The 19,959-nt window shown below is 67.8% G+C and carries 22 protein-coding genes; 13 read left to right on the plus strand and 9 right to left on the minus strand.

Translation table 11 applies throughout. The features are described from left to right. From Q0D75_RS13020 to Q0D75_RS13045, 6 genes are all read left to right on the plus strand, one after another. On the plus strand, positions 1–580 hold a 580-nt coding region (locus Q0D75_RS13020; protein WP_291054081.1), incomplete at its 5' end, for a SufD family Fe-S cluster assembly protein. Beyond that, positions 581–1,786, plus strand: a complete 1,206-nt coding sequence (gene sufD, locus Q0D75_RS13025; protein ID WP_291054083.1) for a Fe-S cluster assembly protein SufD — start codon at positions 581–583, stop codon at positions 1,784–1,786. 3 nt (positions 1,787–1,789) lie between these two features. Next, positions 1,790–2,116, plus strand: a complete 327-nt coding sequence (locus Q0D75_RS13030; RefSeq protein WP_291054085.1) for a non-heme iron oxygenase ferredoxin subunit — start codon at positions 1,790–1,792, stop codon at positions 2,114–2,116. 1 nt (position 2,117) lies between these two features. Then, the gene (sufC, locus tag Q0D75_RS13035; protein WP_291054087.1) at positions 2,118–2,882 is read left to right on the plus strand and encodes a Fe-S cluster assembly ATPase SufC; all 765 of its coding nucleotides are present in this window, start codon (positions 2,118–2,120) and stop codon (positions 2,880–2,882) included. A gap of 4 nt (positions 2,883–2,886) precedes the next feature. Then, a complete protein-coding gene (locus Q0D75_RS13040; protein ID WP_291054089.1) occupies positions 2,887–3,216 on the plus strand; it encodes a metal-sulfur cluster assembly factor in 330 nt (109 codons plus the stop codon). Between the two features lie 237 nt (positions 3,217–3,453). Continuing rightward, positions 3,454–5,052 carry an ABC-F family ATP-binding cassette domain-containing protein gene (locus Q0D75_RS13045; RefSeq protein WP_291054091.1) on the plus strand — a complete coding sequence of 533 codons (1,599 nt, stop codon included), beginning with the start codon at positions 3,454–3,456 and terminating at the stop codon, positions 5,050–5,052. Between the two features lie 48 nt (positions 5,053–5,100). Here Q0D75_RS13045 and Q0D75_RS13050 read toward each other — a convergent pair whose 3' ends face one another. The 3 genes from Q0D75_RS13050 to Q0D75_RS13060 are packed head-to-tail and all read right to left on the minus strand — an operon-like array spanning position 5,101 to position 6,490. Next, positions 5,101–5,943, minus strand: coding sequence for an SURF1 family protein (locus tag Q0D75_RS13050; protein WP_291054093.1), 843 nt, complete (start codon positions 5,941–5,943; stop codon positions 5,101–5,103). After that, the gene (locus Q0D75_RS13055; RefSeq protein WP_291054095.1) at positions 5,940–6,164 is read right to left on the minus strand and encodes a hypothetical protein; all 225 of its coding nucleotides are present in this window, start codon (positions 6,162–6,164) and stop codon (positions 5,940–5,942) included. The genes Q0D75_RS13050 and Q0D75_RS13055 overlap by 4 nt, the downstream gene beginning before the upstream one ends. Next, positions 6,161–6,490 carry a DUF3099 domain-containing protein gene (locus Q0D75_RS13060; RefSeq protein WP_291054097.1) on the minus strand — a complete coding sequence of 110 codons (330 nt, stop codon included), beginning with the start codon at positions 6,488–6,490 and terminating at the stop codon, positions 6,161–6,163. The genes Q0D75_RS13055 and Q0D75_RS13060 overlap by 4 nt, the downstream gene beginning before the upstream one ends. A gap of 115 nt (positions 6,491–6,605) precedes the next feature. On the opposite strand from Q0D75_RS13060, the gene fabG reads away from it, so the two are divergent. Continuing rightward, positions 6,606–7,325, plus strand: coding sequence for a 3-oxoacyl-ACP reductase FabG (fabG, locus tag Q0D75_RS13065; RefSeq protein ID WP_291054099.1), 720 nt, complete (start codon positions 6,606–6,608; stop codon positions 7,323–7,325). A gap of 338 nt (positions 7,326–7,663) precedes the next feature. Here the strand turns inward: fabG and Q0D75_RS13070 are convergent, their stop codons facing one another. The 3 genes from Q0D75_RS13070 to glgC form a co-directional block, all read right to left on the minus strand. Further along, the gene (locus Q0D75_RS13070) at positions 7,664–9,061 is read right to left on the minus strand and encodes an HNH endonuclease signature motif containing protein (RefSeq protein ID WP_291054101.1); all 1,398 of its coding nucleotides are present in this window, start codon (positions 9,059–9,061) and stop codon (positions 7,664–7,666) included. A gap of 98 nt (positions 9,062–9,159) precedes the next feature. Continuing rightward, the gene (gene serB / locus Q0D75_RS13075) at positions 9,160–9,804 is read right to left on the minus strand and encodes a phosphoserine phosphatase SerB (RefSeq protein ID WP_291054103.1); all 645 of its coding nucleotides are present in this window, start codon (positions 9,802–9,804) and stop codon (positions 9,160–9,162) included. Positions 9,805–9,868: 64 nt separating this feature from the next. Then, the gene (glgC, locus tag Q0D75_RS13080; protein ID WP_291054105.1) at positions 9,869–11,113 is read right to left on the minus strand and encodes a glucose-1-phosphate adenylyltransferase; all 1,245 of its coding nucleotides are present in this window, start codon (positions 11,111–11,113) and stop codon (positions 9,869–9,871) included. A gap of 48 nt (positions 11,114–11,161) precedes the next feature. On the opposite strand from glgC, the gene glgA reads away from it, so the two are divergent. The 4 genes from glgA (at position 11,162) to Q0D75_RS13100 (ending at position 14,403) form a co-directional block, all read left to right on the plus strand. Further along, positions 11,162–12,346, plus strand: coding sequence for a glycogen synthase (gene glgA / locus Q0D75_RS13085; protein WP_291054107.1), 1,185 nt, complete (start codon positions 11,162–11,164; stop codon positions 12,344–12,346). A gap of 28 nt (positions 12,347–12,374) precedes the next feature. Beyond that, positions 12,375–13,157 carry an ABC transporter ATP-binding protein gene (locus Q0D75_RS13090; RefSeq protein ID WP_291054109.1) on the plus strand — a complete coding sequence of 261 codons (783 nt, stop codon included), beginning with the start codon at positions 12,375–12,377 and terminating at the stop codon, positions 13,155–13,157. Between the two features lie 114 nt (positions 13,158–13,271). After that, entirely contained in the window at positions 13,272–13,532 is a 261-nt protein-coding gene (locus tag Q0D75_RS13095) for a type B 50S ribosomal protein L31 (RefSeq protein WP_291054111.1), read from the plus strand. A gap of 115 nt (positions 13,533–13,647) precedes the next feature. Further along, complete coding sequence (locus Q0D75_RS13100) at positions 13,648–14,403, plus strand: HEAT repeat domain-containing protein (RefSeq protein ID WP_291054113.1); 756 nt, start codon at positions 13,648–13,650, stop codon at positions 14,401–14,403. A 36-nt stretch (positions 14,404–14,439) separates the two neighbouring features. Here Q0D75_RS13100 and Q0D75_RS13105 read toward each other — a convergent pair whose 3' ends face one another. Both Q0D75_RS13105 and treS read right to left on the minus strand, forming a co-directional pair. Further along, complete coding sequence (locus Q0D75_RS13105; RefSeq protein WP_291054187.1) at positions 14,440–15,186, minus strand: exonuclease domain-containing protein; 747 nt, start codon at positions 15,184–15,186, stop codon at positions 14,440–14,442. Positions 15,187–15,438: 252 nt separating this feature from the next. Next, positions 15,439–17,163, minus strand: a complete 1,725-nt coding sequence (gene treS, locus Q0D75_RS13110) for a maltose alpha-D-glucosyltransferase (RefSeq protein WP_291054115.1) — start codon at positions 17,161–17,163, stop codon at positions 15,439–15,441. 141 nt (positions 17,164–17,304) lie between these two features. Here treS and Q0D75_RS13115 point away from each other — a divergent pair, with 141 nt between their 5' ends. Then, entirely contained in the window at positions 17,305–18,240 is a 936-nt protein-coding gene (locus Q0D75_RS13115) for an alpha/beta fold hydrolase (protein WP_291054117.1), read from the plus strand. Then, positions 18,237–19,352, plus strand: a complete 1,116-nt coding sequence (locus Q0D75_RS13120) for a glycosyltransferase family 1 protein (protein ID WP_291054119.1) — start codon at positions 18,237–18,239, stop codon at positions 19,350–19,352. The genes Q0D75_RS13115 and Q0D75_RS13120 overlap by 4 nt, the downstream gene beginning before the upstream one ends. Here the strand turns inward: Q0D75_RS13120 and Q0D75_RS13125 are convergent. After that, entirely contained in the window at positions 19,291–19,920 is a 630-nt protein-coding gene (locus Q0D75_RS13125) for a histidine phosphatase family protein (RefSeq protein WP_291054121.1), read from the minus strand. The two genes, Q0D75_RS13120 and Q0D75_RS13125, sit on opposite strands and share 62 nt — an antisense overlap. Positions 19,921–19,959: the final 39 nt, after the last annotated feature.

A 19,959-nucleotide genomic window follows, 5' to 3' on the forward strand; every position in this document is an offset into this window, starting at 1 on the left:
CAAGCGCGCGATCGCGCACGAGGGCGCGACGATGGAGTGGATCGACGGCAACATCGGCTCCAAGGTCACCATGAAGTACCCGTCGATCTACCTGGTCGGCGAGCACGCCAAGGGCGAGACGCTCTCGGTGGCCTTCGCTGGTCCCGGCCAGCACCAGGATGCCGGCGCGAAGATGATCCACATGGCGCCGTACACGCAGAGCTCGATCGTCTCCAAGTCGATCGCGCGCGGCGGTGGTCGAGCCGGGTACCGGGGCGAGATCCGGATGTCGGAGAACGCGCACCACTCGGCGAACACGGTTCGCTGCGATGCTCTGCTGGTCGACACGATCTCGCGCTCCGACACCTACCCGGCCATCGACATCCGGGTCGACGACGTGCAGCTCGGTCACGAGGCCACCGTCTCGAAGGTCTCCGAAGAGCAGCTGTTCTACCTGATGTCGCGCGGTCTTCCGGAAGACGAGGCGATGGCGATGATCGTGCGCGGCTTCATCGAACCGATCGCCCGCGAGCTGCCGATGGAATACGCACTCGAACTCAACAAGCTCATCGAGATGGGCATGGAAGGCTCCGTAGGCTAGATGGCCGCCGAAACAACTGTCACAGCACCTGCCCAGAGCGAGCCCGGCCAGCACGGCCTGGTCGCCCACTCCGACGGCGGATCGGCCTTCGTGCCGGTCCAGACTCGATCCGAGCGGTTCACCTCGACCTCGGTGGACGACTTCGCCCAGGTCACGGGGCTCGAGTTCGAATGGAAATTCACTCCGTTCGCGACGATCAAGCACCTCACCACCGATGACCTCGACGGATCGCCCACGGCGTTCAGCTACGTCGAGTCAGGCGGCGCCACGGTCGACTGGATCGACCGCAGCGATGCGCTGATCGGCTCGGCGGGCGCTCCCGAGGAGCGCGCCTCGGCCAACGCCTGGACGCGCTTCGAGAAGGCGCTGCACGTGAAGGTGACCGGCGAGGCGGGCGAAGAGACCGTCATCCGGCGCGACCGGTTCGACGGATCGGCGCGCGCCGCGCACGTGGTGATCGAGGCGGTGCCGAACAGCAAGGGCGTCGTCATCCTGGAGAACTCGGGATCGGCGAACCTCTCCGAGAACGTCGAGATCGTGGTGGGCGACAACGCCCAGCTCACGGTCGTGACGGTGCAGGAGTGGGACGACAGCGCTCTGCACCTCTCCTCGCACTTCGCCCGGGTCGGCCGCGACGCCAATCTGCGGCACGTCATCGTGTCGCTCGGCGGCTCGGTCGTGCGGGTGAACCCCTCCATCCACCTGGTGGAGCAGGGTGCGTCGATCGACTCCTTCGGCCTCTACTTCGCCGACGCCGGTCAGTACTTCGAGCAGCGCCCCTACATCGACCACGTCGCCGCCAACACGCGCAGCCGGGTCAACTACAAGGGCGCACTGCAGGGCGAGAAGGCGCACACGGTCTGGGTGGGCGATGTTCTCATCGGCCCGCACGCCGACGGCACCGACAGCTACGAGCAGAACCGCAACCTGGTGCTGTCCGAGGGCACGCGCGCCGACAGCATCCCGAACCTCGAGATCGAGACCGGGAACATCCAGGGCGCCGGTCACGCCTCCTCGACGGGGCGCTTCGACGACGAGCAGTTGTTCTACCTGCAGTCGCGGGGAATCAGCGAAGAAGAGGCGCGCCGACTCGTCGTGCGCGGCTTCCTGGCCGAGATCATCCAGCAGATCGGATCGCCCGCACTCGAAGCGCGACTCTCCGAGGCCGTCGAGGCCGAGCTGGTGCGTTCCCAGGCGGTGCGCTGAGCCGTGGCGGAGAAGGTGTGCGCGTTCGATGACGTGCCCGTGAACCAGGCGCTGCGCGTGGTCGTCGACGGGGTGGCCATCGCGCTCGTGAAAGACAGTGCGGGGGAGTGCCACGCCATCGGCGACACCTGCACCCACGGCGACATTTCGCTCGCCGAGGGCTTCGTGGAGGACGACACGCTCGAATGCTGGGCGCACGGCTCCAAGTTCTCGCTCGAGACCGGCAAGCCTCTGACGCTGCCGGCCTACGAGCCCGTCCCCGTGTTCGAGATCCAGGTGATCGACGGGGACATCTACATCGACCCGACCGTGACGAAAGTGATTGACTAGCATGTCTGTTCTGACCATCGAAGACCTCCAGGTGAGCGTCGAGACCGAGCAGGGGACCAAGCACATCCTGCGCGGTGTCGACCTGTCGATCGGCGAGGGCGAGACCCACGCCATCATGGGTCCCAACGGATCGGGCAAGTCCACGCTCGCCTACGCGATCGCCGGCCACCCCAAGTACCACGTCGAGGGCGGCTCGGTGAAGCTCGACGGCGAGGAGATGCTCGACAAGACGGTCGACGAGCGCGCCCGCGCCGGCCTCTTCCTCGCGATGCAGTACCCAGTGGAGATCCCCGGCGTCTCGGTGTCGAACTTCCTGCGCACCGCGAAGACCGCGATCGACGGCGAGGCACCGGCCATCCGTGGCTGGATCAAAGACCTCGACTCCTCGATGAAGGCGCTGCGGATGGACAAGTCGTTCCGCGAGCGCAACGTCAACGAGGGCTTCTCGGGCGGCGAGAAGAAGCGCAACGAGATCCTGCAGCTGGAACTGTTGAAGCCGAAGTTCGCCGTGCTCGACGAGACCGACTCCGGTCTCGACGTCGACGCGCTGAAGATCGTGTCGGAGGGCGTGAACCGGGCCAAGGAGAACACCGGCCTCGGCATCCTGCTGATCACGCACTACAACCGCATCCTGCGCTACGTGAAGCCCGACTTCGTGCACGTGTTCGTGGCCGGCAAGGTGGCGGAGCAGGGTGGCCCCGAGCTCGCCGTGCGCCTCGAGAACGAGGGCTACGATCGCTTTCTCACCGGCGCGACCGTAGAATAACGAAATGGTCACGACACTAGAACCGCAGCGCTTCGATCAGATCGAAGAAGCGCTCAAAGACGTGATGGATCCCGAGCTCGGCGTGAACATCGTCGACCTCGGCCTCATCTACGACCTGGGCTGGGACGACGAGCAAGACGCTCTGGTCATCAACATGACGCTCACCTCGGCCGGCTGCCCGCTGACGGATGTGCTTGAAGAGCAGACCGCCGAGGCGCTCGACGGCGTCGTCGAGCAGTTCCGCATCAACTGGGTGTGGATGCCGCCGTGGGGCCCCGACAAGATCACCGACGACGGCCGCGACATGATGCGGGCGCTCGGCTTCTCCATCTGAGGCGTGTCCCGGCCGCTCTGCAGCCCGGACTTCTCCGAACGAAACGGTCACCGGACCCTTAGAGGGGTGTGGTGGCCTTTTTGTCTGCAGAACTCCAGAGCGATTCCGTGGCGCGACGGGCGCACGGACGGCGCCGTCCGGGTCGGCGAGCCCGGTAGCGGAGGGGACGGACCGAGAGACGCTGCGGAGGGCGTAAACTTGGTTGGTTCCCCCCTCCGAGAAGATTAGGACAACTCTGTGCTCAGCGTTTCAGACCTGGCGATCCGGGTCGGCGCACGAACCCTCATGGAGGACGTGTCCTTCCGAGTCGGCCCCGGCGAGAAAGTCGGCCTCGTAGGCCGCAACGGTGCCGGCAAGACCACCCTCACGAAAGTGCTCGCAGGCGACCTGCAGCCCGCCGCGGGAGACGTGCATCGCAGCGGCGAGCTCGGCTACCTGCCTCAGGATCCCCGTTCGGGCGACCCTGAGGAGCTGGCCCGCACGCGCATCCTGAACGCCCGCGGCCTCGGATCGCTGCTGGAGGGGATGACCGAGTCGTCCCTGGCCATGGCCTCCGACGACCCCAAGGTCAGCGCCGCCGCCATGAAGAAGTACGGCAACCTCACCGAGCGCTTCGACGCGCTGGGCGGATACGCCGCCGAGGCGGAGGCGGCCTCGATCGCCAGCAACCTGAGCCTGCCCGACCGCATCCTCGACCAGCCGCTGAAGACGCTCTCGGGTGGTCAGCGACGCCGCATCGAGCTCGCGCGCATCCTGTTCTCCGACGCGGAGACCCTCATTCTGGATGAGCCGACCAACCACCTCGACGCCGACTCCGTGGTGTGGCTGCGCGAGTTCCTGAAGAGCTACAACGGCGGCTTCATCGTTATCTCGCACGACATCGAGCTCGTGGGCGAGACGGTGAACCGCGTGTTCTACCTCGACGCCAACCGCCAGGTCATCGACATCTACAACATGAACTGGCGCAACTACCTGCGGCAGCGAGCCGCCGACGAGGAGCGCCGCAAGAAGGAGCGCGTCAACGTCGAGAAGAAGGCCGGCCAGCTGCAGATGCAGGCCGCCCGCTTCGGCGCCAAGGCCTCGAAGGCCGCCGCCGCCCACCAGATGGTGGCGCGCGCCGAGAAGATGCTCTCCGTGCTCGAAGAGGTGCGCGAGGTCGATCGCGTGGCCAAGCTGCGCTTCCCGACCCCGGTCGCCTGCGGCCGCACGCCGCTGATGGCGTCGAACCTCTCGAAGAGCTACGGCTCGCTCGAGATCTTCACCGCCGTCGACCTGGCCATCGACCGCGGCTCGAAGGTGGTCATCCTGGGGCTGAACGGTGCGGGCAAGACCACGCTGCTGCGCATCCTGGGCGGGGCCGACACGCCCGACACCGGGCAGATCGAGCCCGGCCACGGCCTGCGGATCGGCTACTACGCCCAGGAGCACGAGACCATCGACGTGAACCGTTCGGTGCTGGAGAACATGGTCTCCGCTTCACCGAACCTCACCGAGACTGAGGCGCGACGCGTGCTCGGCTCGTTCCTGTTCACCGGCGACGACGGGCACAAGCCCGCCGGCGTCCTCTCGGGCGGTGAGAAGACCCGACTCGCATTGGCGATGATCGTGGTCTCGGGTGCCAACGTGCTGCTGCTCGACGAGCCCACGAACAACCTCGACCCGGCCAGCCGCGACGAGATTCTGGATGCTCTGGCCCACTACGAGGGCGCGGTCGTGCTGGTCAGCCACGACGAGGGCGCGGTCGAGGCGCTCAACCCCGAGCGCGTGCTCATCCTGCCCGACGGTGTGGAAGACCACTGGAACAAGGACTACGCCGACCTGATCTCGTTGGCCTGATCTCGCTCGCGCAGCCGTAGCGCTAGCGGGGGCACGTCGCGGCCGGTCTCAGTTCCGGCTGTCGAGGATCTCGTCCTCGATTTGGGCATCGCTCTTCTTCGCCAGGCGCTTGCGCTCGCGCTCGGCGGCGCGCTCCTGCTCTTCCGGATCGTCTTCATTCACCCGACGGAACTCCTGCCGGATGATGTAGCCGAGCCCGACGAACCCGAGCAGCCCGAAGCAGAACCACTGGAACGTGTACGACAGGTGCGCGCCCTCGTCGGGTGTGGGCTTAGGCGTCGCCATGGGCCGCTCGGCCGGGGCTGGATCCTCGGATGCCAGAAGGCCATACGCGCCCGTGTAGGTGGGCTGGCCGACCTGGTCGGCGAGCACCGGCAGCTCGATCGTTGCGATCTGACCCGCCACCGCCCCGCGGTTGTCGAGGTGCGGCTCGCCGGCCTTCAACCGGGCGACGACCGTGATCTCGCCCGTGGGTGCTGCCGGGATGGCATCCGGAACGTCTTGCTTCTGGCCGGTCGGCACCCAGCCGCGGTCGACGATGAACACGTCGCCGTTCGCCAGCTGGAAGGGCACCAGCACGTCGAAGCCGACGTCACCGCCGAGCGGGCGGTTGCGCACGAGGGTCTGGTCGTCGACGAGGTAGCGACCGGTCATCGACACGGTGAGCCATTCCTGGGAGACGTCGTACGAGTCCAACTCGGGGAGCACGTCGGCGAGCGGAGCAGGGTCGGCGTCGAAGTTCTCGGCGACCCGGTTGATCTCGGCGACCGCCTCGTCACGTCGGGCGAGCTGCCACATGGCGAGCATCACGCAGACGATCGCGAACACCACCGTGAGCGCGAGGTACCCCGCCCACCGCCGGCTCAGCAGGAAGCGCCAGCCGCCGCTCATGTGCTCACCGCCCCGTTCATCGGCAACACCTCGAGCGGGAAGTCGCGCGCGGCGAGGAATTCGCGCAGGTAGTCGACGTGCTCGTCGCAGGCCAGCCAGATCTTGCGGCGATCCTCGGTGTGGATCTTGGGGTTGCGCCACTCGATCCGCCACGCGGCGTCGGCGCGGCAACTCGCACGCGAGCACTCTTCGGCAGAGGGCTCGAGACCGATTCCGATCATGCCCGCGGTCCCGCATCCGGACCCGCCGCAGCAGGTTCAGCCGGCGGCACGACAGGGGGAACAACAGGGCGGTACAGCTCGATCTCGCTCGGCTTCTCATGACGCCGCATGTTCGACGTGCCCACATTGCCGAGCACCACGGCAAAGTAGGGGAGCAGGATGGCGCCGGCGGCGACCACAGCCAGCCACCAGCCCTTCACGAAGAGCATCAGCACGAGGCAGACGATGCGGATGCCCATGGTGATCAGGTATTTGATCATGCGCTTGCGCCGCTCGTCGTCGGGCGAGGGCGGAAGGCTCGTGAGGGACTGCTGGGCGCTCTTCATGATTCGCTCTAAGCCTACGCTTCGGAAGGCCCTGCCGAGTCGGCCGGCCCCGACGCTGGGCAACTCCTAAGCTGGTAGGGCGCCACCCGCCCCACGACGTTAGGACCTCCGCACCGTGACCACCTCGACCACACCTCGCACCGTGCTCATCACCGGCGGAAACCGCGGCATCGGCTACGCCCTCGCCGAGGAGTTCGTGGCCCAGGGGCACCGCGTGGCCGTGACCGCGCGGTCCGGTTCGGGCCCTGAGGGCACGCTGACCGTGATCGCGGATGTGACCGACGGAGCATCCATCGACGCCGCCTTCACCGAGGTGGAGCAGAAGCTGGGCCCGGTCGAGGTCGTCGTGGCCAACGCCGGCATCACCCGCGACATGCTTCTGATGCGCATGGCGGAGGACGACTTCACCAGCGTGATCGACACGAACCTCACCGGGGCGTTCCGCGTGGTGAAGCGTGCCTCGAAGGGGATGCTCAAGGCCCGCTTTGGCCGGATCGTGCTGATCTCGAGCGTGGTGGGGCTCTACGGATCGGCCGGCCAGGTCAACTACAGCGCCTCGAAGAGCGCCCTAGTCGGTCTCGCTCGCTCGGTGTCCCGCGAGCTCGGGGCCCGCGGCATCACCGCGAACGTCGTGGCACCCGGCTTCATCGAGACGGACATGACCGCCGAACTGCCCGAAGCGCAGCAGGCCGAGTACAAGAAGAGCATCCCCGCCGGCCGCTATGGCCAGGCCGCCGAGGTCGCCAAGGCCGTGGCCTGGCTCGCCTCCGACGATGCCGCCTACATCACCGGCGCGGTCATCCCGGTCGACGGCGGCCTCGGCATGGGCCACTAGGCCGTTTCTCCAAATGCTCGGGCCCAGATGGTGATGGTTCGGAGGATGGCGCCTCGTCGGTAGGTGTATGCGAGTTTGCCGTTGCGTGACGGCGGCAAGGTTGCGTTCGATGAAATCGCGTGTTTCGTAGCCGACTTCATCGAACTTTGGTGAACTTCGACTACCCAGCGTGCGATCAGGCTTTTGCCGTCCCAGCCATGATCATCGTCGGCAAGCGCGAAGCGCGCGGCAGCCTCGTACGGTTCGGTACCTGGATGGTTGGCCTGGTGATGTGCTGCCGCGCGCTTCGCGCTTGCCCTCGATGACCGTGCCCGGTTTTGGGAGGTGGGCATACGTGGTTAGGCGGCTGGGCGGTGGGTGGTGCGTCGCCGGGTGGTCGGGATCGGCGTCTGCTCGATGTCGATCCACCGGGGTGGGATGAGGTGGGGCACACCCGAATGCATGGTCAGTTTCCAGGACGACTTGTGCAGATGCGAGTGATGGAAATGGCACAGCAGCACACCATTGTCGATATCGGTACGACCCGGTGGATGATCGGCCGAAACCCATTCATCTGCATGATGTGTTTCACAGAACGACGGTGGCCGGTCGCAGTCGGGCCAGACACATCCCCCATCTCGAGCCGCGAGGGCCCGGTTCTGGGCCGGAGTGAAGAGGCGTTCTGTCTTGCCGTGGTAGAGCACCGCACCGCGGTCGTTGAACAGTGTCACGGCGGTGGGGGAGGTGCAGCGCAGTTGCGCGATGGTGGAGGCGGGAACGGGCTCGTCGATGCCGTCGATCCAGCCGACCCCGCGCCCGGTTTCGAGGTTGTCGAGAGTGGTGTGGACGTTGAGGGTGGTGGTGGCGCCGTTGAGGCGGGGCATGTCGGGGGCGCCGGCGGCGCGGGCGATGAGTTCGGTGACGGTGTCGGCGTTCTTCTGCGCCTGAGTGCGAATGTCCGCGGTGGCGGTCTGTGCCACGTATTCGTCTTCGGTCAGGAACCGCGGCCCACTGGAGGGCGATCCTGAGATGCGGGGGCTTTGCATGGCCTGGATGCTCGCCAGCCACACGCTGCCTTGTTCGGGGGTGAGGGCGAACCGGCCGCGGATCATCCCGTCACTGGCCTGGCCGATGGTGAGCGAGCGCTGCTGCTGGAGTCGCTCATCCCGAGGCTCAGCACCATCCGGGTCGATGACCTCACGAAGATGAATGGCGAGCCGGGAGGCCTGATCCGCAGTCAGGTGCTTCGTGAGGGTCTCGTCGACGAGGGTCTGCTCGGCGCTAGCGACCACCTCGGGGGAGCATCCGCGCTCGGTGAGTTCGGTGCACCGGGCGACGATGATCGATGCCGTCTCAACCGCGAGGACACCCTCATCAAGGGCCCGGCCGACGACCGGGAACGGGGCAGGCCCTTCACCGCCACCCAGTAGCACCGCACCGCGAAGCCTGCGCCCGATCTCGAGGCGTGTCTTGCTCTCCCGCGCCGACGTGCCGGTGACGGTTGAGACGAGCTTGACCGGGCTGGTGAAGTTCTGCGACCTGCTCAAGCCTTCGTCACCGAGTTCGCTGCGGGACCGCACCCCGACCTCCCCAGCGACCCGAATCTGCCAGGCCGAGAGCGCCCGCCCGGCCGCCTCAATCGCGGCCATGACCTCGAGAACATCCTCGTCACCGAGCCCTGCCATCGCGGCGTTGATCTCGCCCGCGTCACTACGGAGATCGGCGGCGATCGCCTGGAATCGAGCGGCTATTTGCATACTGAGATTCTATCAGAAACACCTGATGAAAGCTCGATTAATTTCCTGCTCACAGGCGCCGCAGGACGGCCCGCAATCCCGTTGCAGCCGACGAGGTGTCAGCCTCGCAGGCCCAGCAGGGGGAGCAGCTGGCTGAGGTCGCGGCGGTTCATCACGAGGTCGGCCTGGGCACGTACCACCGGGCGTGCGTCGAACGCGACCGAGAGGCCCGCGACCTCCATCATGCGCAGGTCGTTGGCACCGTCGCCGACCGCGACGGTATGCGCCGCGGGGATGCCGTGAGCGCCCGCCCACTCGAGCAGAGCATCCGCTTTGCTCTGCGGGTCGATGATCGGGCCGCTGACGGTGCCGGTGAGGTGGCCGTCGGCGACGCCGAGCCGGTTCGCCCGCCAGTAGTCGAGCCCCAGCGACTCGGCCAGCGGATCGAGGATCTCGTGGAAACCGCCGGAGACGACTCCCACGACGCTCCCGTGCTTGTGCAACGTCGCGATCATCTCGGGCACTCCGAGGGTCACCTCGATCTGACCGCGTACCTCGTCGAAGCACGACACCGGAAGCCCCGCCAGGGTGGCCACACGTTCACGCAGGCTCTCGGCGAAGTCGATCTCGCCACTCATCGCGCGCTCGGTGATCGCCGCGACCTCGGCGTGCCGCCCGGCGAGGTTGCCGAGCATCTCGATCACCTCGTTCTCGATCAGCGTCGAATCGACGTCGAGCACGACGAGAAAGCGGGGATCAGGCATGCAGCCAGGTTACTGAACGAACGACGCTCCCAAGGAACGCCCGACGCGCTGGACGACCGACGCGTCAGGGAACGACGCGGACTCCCTTGCCGACGACGGTGATGCCCGAGTCGGTGACCGTGAAGCCGCGCTCCCGGTCACGATCGGCGTCGATTCCCACCTGGGCCCCGGCCGACACGACGACGTTCTTGTCGAGGATGGCCCGGTGCACCACGGCGTCGGGTTCGATGTGCACCCGGTCGAAGAGCACCGACTGCTGCACCAGCGCGCCGGAGTCGACCGTCGTCCACGGGCCGACGACGCTGCCTTCGACGCGAGCACCGGAGATGAGGCATCCGAGCGACACGATCGACTCGACCGTGACCCCCGGGTTGCCCTTGCTGTCGCGCACGAACTTGGCGGGCGGCGAGTTGAGCTGCTGGGTGTAGATCGGCCACTTCTCGTTGTAGAGGTTGAACACCGGCAGGGCCGAGATGAGGTCTTGGTGGGCGTCGTAGAACGAGTCGATGGTTCCCACATCGCGCCAGTAGTAACGGTCGCGATCGGTCGACCCGGGCACGTCGTTGCGGTTGAGGTCGTAGACCGCCGCGTTCCCGCGCGCCACGAAGTCGGGGATGATGTCGCCACCCATGTCGTGGCTGGACTCCGGCTTCTCGCCGTCGCGGATGACCGCGTCGATCAGCTGGTCGGCGTCGAAGATGTAGTTGCCCATCGAGGCGAGCACCTCGTGAGGGGAGTCGACGAGACCCTGCGGGTTCTTGGGCTTCTCGAGGAACTCGGAGATCAGCGTGGGGTCGTCGGCATCCGTCTGGATCACACCGAACTGATCGGCCAGGCTGATCGGCTGGCGGATGGCGGCGACCGTGGCGCCGCGCCCCGACTCGATGTGCGCCTGGATCATCTGGTCGAAGTCCATCCGGTACACGTGGTCGGCGCCGACCACGACGACGATGTCGGGGTTCTCGTCGCGGATGAGATTGAGGCTCTGCAGGATGGCGTCGGCCGATCCGCTGAACCAGCGCTTGCCGAGGCGCTGCTGCGCGGGCACGGATGCCACGTACGAGTTGAGCAGGCCGTCGAGGTGCCAGGTCTGCGAGACATGGCGGTCGAGGCTGTGCGACTTGTACTGCGTGAGCACCACGATCTGCCGCAGCCCCGAGTTGACGAGGTTGGAGAGCGCGAAGTCGATGAGGCGGTACCCGCCTCCGAAGGGCACGCCGGGTTTAGCCCGGTCAGCCGTGAGAGGCATGAGTCGTTTGCCCTCACCTCCGGCCAGAACGATGCCGAAGATCTTCTTTGATGCAGCCATAGCCCCCACCCTAATGAGGTTTCGCCCCGGTGGTACTACCGTTCAACTATGCGAGTCGACGTGATTACCCGTGAATATCCGCCCGAGGTCTACGGAGGCGCCGGCGTGCATGTCGCCGAGCTCGTGAAGGGCCTGCGCGAGCATCTGGATGTGGCGGTGCGGTGCTTCGGCGCTCCCCGCACCGAGGAGGGCGTCTTCGCCTACGGCGTGCCCGCCGAGCTCGCCGGGGCCAACCCGAGCCTGACCACGCTGGGCGTGGACCTGCAGATCGCCGAGGCGGTGGCCGGGACATCCTTGGTGCACTCGCACACCTGGTACGCCAACGCGGCCGGCCGTCTCGCGTCGCTGCTGCACGACGTGCCGCACGTGGTGACCGCGCACTCGCTCGAGCCGCTGCGCCCGTGGAAGGCCGAGCAGCTCGGGGGCGGCTACCGCATCTCGTCGCAGATCGAGAAGGATGCGTTCGAGAACGCCGATCAGGTGATCGCCGTGAGCAACGGAATGGCACGCGACATCCTGCGCTCGTACCCGGCTCTGGACGAGTCGAAGCTCGTCACCGTCTACAACGGCATCGATCTGGTCACGTGGAAGCCCACGCACGACGACGCTGTGCTCGACCGCCTCGGCATCGAGAAGGATCGGCCCACCGTGGTCTTCGTCGGCCGGATCACGCGCCAGAAGGGCTTGCCCTACTTCCTGCGTGCCATCGCCCAGCTGCCCACCGACGTGCAGGTGGTGCTGTGTGCGGGTGCGCCCGACACGCCCGCGATCCTCGAGGAGGTGTCGAGCGCGGTGCGCACCCTGCAGCAGACCCGCGGCGGAATCGTCTGGATCGAGGAGATGCTGCCCCAGCCGCAGCTGGCCGCGGTTCTGACGGCCGCGACCGTGTTCGTCTGCCCTTCGGTGTACGAACCCCTCGGCATCGTGAACCTGGAGGCGATGGCCTGCGGCCTCCCCGTCGTGGGCACCGCGACCGGAGGCATCCCCGAGGTCGTCGACGACGGCGTCACCGGGCTGCTCGTGCCGATCGACCAGCTGCAGGATGGCACGGGCACGCCGACCGACCCCGATCGCTTCGTGAGCGACCTGGCCCGAGCCCTCACCGAGGTGGTGTCGGATCCCGAGCGCGCCGCGCAGATGGGCATCGCGGGCCGTGCTCGCGCCGAGGCCGAGTTCAGCTGGGGAGCGATCGCCTCACAAACCGCCGACATCTACCGCGCGCTGGTGCGATAGTCGGCAACGGGTTCGTTAGGCTTGCCTCATGCCCAATGTGCTCGACCTTGAAGACGTTTCTGTTGTGCGGGATGGCAACCCCATCCTGAGCGGTGTGAACTGGAAGGTCGACGGCGATCAGCGCTGGGTGGTGCTCGGGCCCAACGGCGCCGGCAAGACCACCCTGCTGCAGATCGCGGCGGCGATGAACCATCCGTCCGGCGGCACGGTGCACGTGCTCGACGGCAAGCTCGGCGAGGTCGACCTGTTCGAACTGCGTCCGCGTGTGGGCTTCGCCTCCAGTGCGATGGCGCGGCGCTTCCCGCCGAACGAGACCGTGCTGAACGTCGTGCTGACAGCGGCCTACTCGGTGACCGGCCGCTGGAACGAGCAGTACGAGGAGATCGACCTGCGCCGTGCGCAGCGGGTTCTGAACGAGTGGAACCTCGACCACCTCGCCGAGCGGCTCTTCGGCTCGCTCAGCGACGGCGAGCAGAAGCGCGTGCAGATCGCACGCTCGGTGATGACCGACCCCGAACTGCTGCTGCTCGACGAGCCGGCCGCTTCGCTCGACCTGGGCGCCCGCGAGGAGCTGCTGCAGCTGCTCGGCGGCTACGCCAGTGCTCCCGAGGCGCCCGCGATCGTGATGGTGACCCACCACGTCGAGGAGATCCCCGTCGGCTTCACGCACGCGCTGCTGCTGAACAAGGACGGCATCGTGGCCAGCGGGCCGCTCGGCGAGATCCTCACCTCCGAGAACCTCGAGACGACGTTCGGGCTGCCGATCGCCCTCTCGGCGGAGGACGGCCGCTACACCGCCCGCGCGGCCTGACACGCCGAGCATCCGCTCTGGAAGCCTGCCCGGCTATCTGGTAGGCTCTTCCCTTGGTCAGCCTCGTCAGACCAAAGATTTCCGACCCCCATGCTGTGAAACTAGGACACCACTATGAAGACTGACATCCACCCCAAGTACGAAGCAGTCGTCTTCCGCGACCTCGCGTCGGGCGCCACCTTCCTCACCCGTTCGACCGTCGGCTCCGCCAAGACGATCGAGTGGGAAGACGGCAACACCTACCCGGTGATCGATGTCGAGATCTCGTCGGAGTCGCACCCGTTCTACACCGGCAAGCAGCGCATCCTCGACTCCGCCGGCCGCGTCGAGAAGTTCAACACCCGCTACAAGGGCTTCGGCGGCGGCACCAAGTAGTCTTTCCGCAATCACACGCACGAAGAACCCCGTCGGCTCAGGCCGGCGGGGTTCTTCGTGTCTGCAGGAGACGCGGCCGGTGGAGATCGATCGGGCGCTGCGGGAGGATGTGGGCGTGAATGATCGTGCAGTCCTGGCCGCGGATCTCGGAGCCCTCGAGATCGACGAGTGGCCGGTGTACCTCGCCGCGCATTCGGGGCTGCCGGGGCCGCGCGCGAATCTCACCCTCGTGCAGGCGTTCGGTGACGTCGCGGAGGCGGCAACGGTCATCGAATACGCCGGCAGACCGGATGAGTACCTGGCGCTCTGCGGAACCGCAGCACTCGGGCGGCTCCTGGGGGAGGACGACGGGCGGATCGAGTCCTTCCTGCGGGCACGGGCGGCGGATGCGCGGTGGCGGGTGCGAGAGGGCGTCGCGATGGCGCTGCAGACGCTGGGTGACCGCGATCCGTCGGCTCTGTTCGACCTCGCCGACCGATGGCTGAAGCAGGAGACGGCGACGGCGACGGCGACGGATGCAGCCTCGCTCCTGACGCTGCGGGCGGTGGCGGCCGGCGTGGCCGAGCCTCGACTGGTGAAGGGCGAAGCAGCGGCCCTGGCCGGGCAGAACATCCTGAACCGCATCATGGAGCTGCTGGTGGCGGTACCGATCGGGGAGCGCCGGTCGGAGGGCTTCCGGGTGCTGCAGAAAGCGCTCGGGTACTGCTGGAGCGTCGTCGTGCCTGGCGCGCCCGGGCCGGGCTTCGACGCGCTTGAGCGCTGGGCTCGGAGCGGCGACCCCGCAGCCGCGCAGATCGTGCGCGTGAACCTCACCAAGACGCGTCTGCGGCGGGTCGATCCCGTCCGGGTGGCGACCATCGGCGCCTCCTGACGTCGGGACGCTCTGAGACGACGTTCTGAGAGGCGTTCAGGCGGGACGGGGGATGGCCTCGGGCCATCCTCGGCGGGAGGTGAAAGCGGGGTCTTTGGTGCGGCGCATGTACTCTTCGAAGGAGTCGCACTGGGCCTCGTGCCAACCGATCTGGGCCTCGTGCAGGGCACGTGGAGTGAGGTCGAGCTCGATCGGGAATTTCGTGGCCAGCGCCTGCGCCACCCGGCCCGCGGCGATGGCGTCGGCTCCGGCGTCGTGCGCATCGGTGAGCGACACACCGTAGTTGCCGGCGGCCGCCTCGAGCGTGCGCTTGCCCTTGCGATAGCGGTCGACCTGCTTGTCGATCACCAGGGGGTCTACCACGGGTGATGGCGATTCCAGCGGCGCGATGCCGTGCCGTACGGACTCCCGGTTCAGCAACGTGAGGTCGTACGGCGCGTTGTACACCACGAGCGCGTAGCCGTCGGCGAAGGCCCGCCGCAGCTCGTCGACGATCTCGCCCACCACCTCGGCGGCCGGCCGCCCCTCGGCCCGCGCGCGCTCGGTGGTGACACCGTGCACCGCCGTGGCCTGCTCGGGGATCTCGACCCCTGGATCGGCCAGCCAGTCGCGGCGCCGCACCGTGCGGCCCGCGGCATCCAGCAGCGAGATGTTGGCGGTGACCACGCGACTGGTCTCGACGTCGATGCCCGTGGTCTCGAGGTCGAAGACCGCGAGCCGCGACGCCCAGGCCGGCACGTAGACGGGGGCTTCCGGATGGCCGGACTCGCCGTCGAAGGCCATCGGCTCGTCGTCGAACGCGGGGTCGTACGGCGGGGCCTCCGGCGGCACCGTCCCGTGCGTGCGGGTGACCTTCTCGGTGACCGTCAGCGACATCGTGACGGAGCGTTCGACCGTGACCGAGCGCTCGACCACTTCGGGCGCCGGGGGAGCGGCGTGCTTGCCGCGGTGGCGGTGCAGGCCGATGGCCTCGCCGCCGAGGCTCTCCTCGGGCAGGTCGAACAGAGGAACCGGGATGTCGCTGTCGGCCACTCCTTAGCGCCCCTGCTCCTGCTCGGTGCGCTGGCCGACGTGCAGCCAATAGAAGGCCTGGGTGCCGAAGGTGAGCGTGACGCTGCCGTTCTCGTCGAACGACGGGAACTCCGCGTGCCCGAAGAGGTCGAACAGCCTGCGGCCGGCGAACTGGGGAGCCGTGATCGTCGCCGACACCGGGTTGTGCGCGAAGCTGAAGACGCAGAGCACGTCTTCCGGTCCGTCGCCGAAGTACGCGCCGGAGCCCTCGTACGAGCGCACGAAGGCGAGCACCGACTCGTGGTCGCTCTTCAGCACCTCCATGCTGCCGAGGCCGAAGGTGGGATGGGCCTTCCGCACGTGGATGACGTTGCGCACCCAGTGCAGCAGCGAGCGCGACTGCGCCAGTTGCGACTCCACGTTCACCAGGTTGTAGTTGTACACCAGCGACTGCACCACCGGCAGGAACAGCTTGCCGGGGTCGGCGGTGGAGAACCCGGCGTTGCGGTCGGGCGTCCACTGCATGGGCGTGCGGGAGGAGTCGCGGTCGGGCAGCCAGATGTTGTCGCCCATCCCGATCTCGTCGCCGTAGTACAGGAAGGGCGAGCCGGGCAGGGCGAAGAGCAGGGCGTGCGCCAGCTCGAGCTCGGCGCGCGAGTTGTCGAGCAGCGGTGCCAGGCGGCGCCGGATGCCGATGTTCGAGCGCATCCGCGGGTCGTAGGCGTACCAGCCGTACATCGCCTGCCGGTATTCCTCCGACACCATCTCCAGGGTCAGCTCGTCGTGGTTGCGCAGGAACACGCCCCAGGCGGCGCCCTCGGGGATGTCGGTGGTCTCCGAGAGCACCCGGATCAGCTCGTCGGCCTTCTGAGAGCGGAGCGAGTAGTAGATCCGCGGCATCACCGGGAAGTCGAACGCCATGTGGCATTCCGGCTCTTCGTCGGTACCGAAGAAGGCCGCCACCTCGCGGGGCCACTGGTTGGCTTCGGCCACCAGCATCCGCCCCGGGTACTCGGTGTCGATCATCTCGCGCAGCCGCACGATGTAGTCGTGCGTCTTCGGCTCGCCCTCGCCGTTGCCCTCGTCGGACTCGAACAGGTAGGGGATGGCATCCAGCCGCAGCCCGTCGACGCCCATGTCGAGCCAGAACCGGCAGACGTCGAAGATGGCCTCCTGCACGGCGGGGTTCTCGAAGTTGAGGTCGGGCTGGTGCGAGAAGAAACGGTGCCAGAAGAACTGCCGGCGCACGGGGTCGAACGTCCAGTTCGATTCCTCGGTGTCGACGAAGATGATGCGGATGTTCTCGTACTTCTCGTCGGTGTCGCTCCAGACGTAGAAGTCGCCGTAGGGGCCCTCGGGGTCGGCGCGGGACTGCTGGAACCACTCGTGCGCATCCGAGGTGTGGTTGAGCGGGAAGTCCATGATGATGCGCATGTTGCGCTCGTGGGCCTTCGTGACCAGGTCGCGGAATTCGTCGACCGTGCCGTACTCGGAGAGCACCGAGGTGAAGTCGGAGACGTCGTAGCCGCCGTCGCGCAGCGGCGACTGGAAGAACGGGGGCAGCCAGAGCGCGTCGATCCCGAGCCACTGCAGGTAGTCGAGCTTGGAGATGAGCCCGGCGATGTCGCCGAAGCCGTCGCCGTTCGAGTCGACGAACGAGCGGATCATCACCTCGTAGAACACCGATCGCCTGTACCACTGCGGGTCGAGAGTGAGGCCCGGAGTCTGGATGGGTGCGGTGTAGTTCACAGGGATCCTTTCGGATGACGATCGGCCGGCTCGTGCATACCTGGGTTCACGATAGCCCAGGTCACCGACACCGCCAGGGGTGCGGCCCGGCGGGCGCGTCGGCCCGGCCCGATCGCAGCAGCCCCGTCTATGCTGGAGCGGATGACCGTCGCCTCGCCCTACGCCCCCGAACTCGCCCGGATGCCCGTCACCACGCGGGTTCTGCCCGTGCGAGGGAGCGACACGCACGTCTGGGAATACGGATCCGGCGGGCTCGACGACGAGGCCCGTCGCGAGGCCGGCACGCTCGTGATCGTGGTGCACGGCTACCGCGGCGACCACCACGGGCTCGAGCCCGTGATCGCCCAGCTGAACCGGCCCGGCTACCGGATCGTCGCACCCGACCTCCCGGGCTTCGGCGTGTCGACCCCGCTGGACGCCGTGCACGATCTCGACGGGTACGTCGACTGGTTGCGGGCATTCGCCGAGCTGGTGCGGGCCGAGTCACCGGATGCGCGGGTGGTGATCGTCGGCCACTCGTTCGGCTCGATCGTGGTGGCGGCCTCGATCGCCGGGCCCTCCGGCATCCCCGTCGACGCGGCCGTGTTGATCAACCCCATCGCCGCCCCCGCGCTCAAGGGCCCGCGCGGCGTCATGACCCGGATCGCCATCGGCTACTACCAGCTCGGCGCCGCCGTGCCCGAGAAACTCGGCCACGTTCTGCTGTCGAGCCCCGTGATGGTGCAGGTGATCAGCGTCACGATGGCCAAGACGAAGAACCGGCCGCTGCGCCGCTGGATCCACGACCAGCACCACCGCTACTTCAGCGCGTTCGCGAACCGCACCGTGGTGCTCGACGCCTTCCGAGCCTCGGTCAGCAACGACGTCAGCGAGTACGCGGAGCGCATCACCGCGCCGACCCTGCTGATCGCGGCAGACAAGGACGACATCACGCCCCTCGCCGCCCAGCACCGCCTCCAGGAGGCCATGCCCGACGCGCGCCTGGTGGTGCTCGACGACGTCGGGCACCTCATCCACTACGAGCGCCCGATCGAGGCGGCGGCGGCGATCGACGCGTTCCTCGAGCCCGCCTCGTGAAGCTCGTCGTCGACTGCCGGTACACGCGGATCGGCCGCCACGACGGCATCAGCCGCTACACCGCGGGGGTCGTGACAGCGCTGAAGGCCTTGATCGACGCGAACGACCCGGCGGTGGCCGGTGTCGAGCTGGCCATGGTCATCAGCGACGAGCGCCAGCTCGCCATGCTGCCCGATCTGCCCTGGCAGAAGGTCTCGGGCCCCACGAGCGTGCGCGAGCCGCTCGTCGCCCTGCAGGTGAACGCGCTGCGGCCCGACGTCGTGTTCAGCCCCATGCAGACGATGGGCACGCTCGGCCGCCGGTACCGGCTCGCGCTCACGGTGCACGACCTCATCTATTACTCCAACCCCGAGCCCCCGCACGACCTCCCGGGCTTCGTGCGCGTGCTCTGGCGGCTCTATCACAAGGCCTGGTGGCCGCAGCGGCTGCTGCTGAACCGCGCGGATGCTGTGGTGACGGTTTCCGAGACCACCCGCGGCCTGATCGCCTCGCACCGTCTCACCAAGCGGCCGGCGGTCGTGGCGCGGAACGCCGCCGATCTGCCTCCTGCCGAGCGGGCGGCCGAGGCGGCCGACGACGCGGCGGCCCGATCCACAGCCCGGTCGGTGCTCTACATGGGCTCGTTCATGCCCTACAAGAACGTCGAGACGCTCGTGCGTGCCGTGGCGGAACTGCCCGGCTACACGCTGCACCTGCTGAGCCGGGCGACGGATGCCGACAAGGCCCGGCTGCGGGCGATCGACCCGGAGGCGCTTCTCGAATTCCACGACGGCGTCAGCGACGAGGAGTACCACGCCTTGCTTCAGCAGGCGACGGCGCTCGTGACGGCCTCGCTCGACGAGGGCTTCGGCATCCCGCTCGTGGAGTCGATGGGGTTCGGCACGCCGGTGGTGGTCAGCGAGATCCCGGTGTTCCGCGAGATCGGGGCATCCGCAGCCCGCTACGCGCCGGCGCGCGACCCGCACGCGTTCGCGCGCGCCATCCGCTCGCTCGAAGACGCCGGGGAGTGGCGTGCCCGCTCGCTCGCCTCGCGCGCGCAGGCGGAGACGTTCAGCTGGGAAGCGTCAGCTCGAGCGCTAGCGGAGCTCGCGACCGGATCTCTTCGGGGATAGCCTCGCCGTTGAACTCGGCGATCGACAGGTGGCCGTCGTCGACCACGAAGTCGTGCGCCGATCCGTTCGGGATCATCTGCCCCTGCTGAGGCAGGGCCCGGTCGGTGACGTAGCGGATGAGGGAGCCGATCACGCCGCCGTGGGAGACCACGATCAGTGAATCGCCGGGGTGCTCCTCGGCCAGCGCCTCGAGTGCGGGCAGCACACGGGCCACCACGTCGGAGCGGCGTTCGCGGCCGGGCACGACGTTCATCGGATGCCCGGGGAAGCGCTCGGCGATCTGCTCGGCGTTCAGGCCCTCGACCTCGCCGTAGCTGCGCTCGACCAGCTCCGGCACGAGCTCGACCTCGTCGATGCCGAGCTCGGCGGCGATGATCTCGGCGGTCTCGCGGGCCCGGCTGAGCGGACTCGCCACGATGCCGTCCCAGCGCCGTTCGGCCAGCACACGGCCGGTCTCACGGGCCTGCTCGCGGCCGGTCTCGTTCAGCGGCACGTCGGTGCTGCCCTGGATGCGCTTCTGGAAGTTCCAGTCGGTCTGCCCGTGCCGCACGAAGGTGAAGGTAGTCATCCCCGCCAGTCTACGGGGCCCGACGAGACGGGGAAGGGG

The organism is Herbiconiux sp. (assembly GCF_023264855.1).
In the GTDB taxonomy this organism is placed as follows: Bacteria; Actinomycetota; Actinomycetes; order Actinomycetales; family Microbacteriaceae; genus Herbiconiux.

What these genes read in the sequence shown, in the direction of transcription:
- Q0D75_RS13060 (WP_291054097.1), bottom strand. Translation starts at nt 6,490, where the DNA reads ATGAAGAGCGCCCAGCAGTCCCTCACGAGCCTTCCGCCCTCGCCCGAC.
- Q0D75_RS13115 (WP_291054117.1), top strand. Translation starts at nt 17,305, where the DNA reads ATGACCGTCGCCTCGCCCTACGCCCCCGAACTCGCCCGGATGCCCGTC.
- glgA (WP_291054107.1), top strand. Translation starts at nt 11,162, where the DNA reads ATGCGAGTCGACGTGATTACCCGTGAATATCCGCCCGAGGTCTACGGA.
- serB (WP_291054103.1), bottom strand. Translation starts at nt 9,804, where the DNA reads ATGCCTGATCCCCGCTTTCTCGTCGTGCTCGACGTCGATTCGACGCTG.
- Q0D75_RS13105 (WP_291054187.1), bottom strand. Translation starts at nt 15,186, where the DNA reads ATGGCCTTCGACGGCGAGTCCGGCCATCCGGAAGCCCCCGTCTACGTG.
- sufC (WP_291054087.1), top strand. Translation starts at nt 2,118, where the DNA reads ATGTCTGTTCTGACCATCGAAGACCTCCAGGTGAGCGTCGAGACCGAG.
- Q0D75_RS13095 (WP_291054111.1), top strand. Translation starts at nt 13,272, where the DNA reads ATGAAGACTGACATCCACCCCAAGTACGAAGCAGTCGTCTTCCGCGAC.
- Q0D75_RS13125 (WP_291054121.1), bottom strand. Translation starts at nt 19,920, where the DNA reads ATGACTACCTTCACCTTCGTGCGGCACGGGCAGACCGACTGGAACTTC.
- glgC (WP_291054105.1), bottom strand. Translation starts at nt 11,113, where the DNA reads ATGGCTGCATCAAAGAAGATCTTCGGCATCGTTCTGGCCGGAGGTGAG.
- Q0D75_RS13070 (WP_291054101.1), bottom strand. Translation starts at nt 9,061, where the DNA reads ATGCAAATAGCCGCTCGATTCCAGGCGATCGCCGCCGATCTCCGTAGT.
- Q0D75_RS13055 (WP_291054095.1), bottom strand. Translation starts at nt 6,164, where the DNA reads ATGATCGGAATCGGTCTCGAGCCCTCTGCCGAAGAGTGCTCGCGTGCG.
- Q0D75_RS13050 (WP_291054093.1), bottom strand. Translation starts at nt 5,943, where the DNA reads ATGAGCGGCGGCTGGCGCTTCCTGCTGAGCCGGCGGTGGGCGGGGTAC.
- Q0D75_RS13090 (WP_291054109.1), top strand. Translation starts at nt 12,375, where the DNA reads ATGCCCAATGTGCTCGACCTTGAAGACGTTTCTGTTGTGCGGGATGGC.
- sufD (WP_291054083.1), top strand. Translation starts at nt 581, where the DNA reads ATGGCCGCCGAAACAACTGTCACAGCACCTGCCCAGAGCGAGCCCGGC.
- Q0D75_RS13040 (WP_291054089.1), top strand. Translation starts at nt 2,887, where the DNA reads ATGGTCACGACACTAGAACCGCAGCGCTTCGATCAGATCGAAGAAGCG.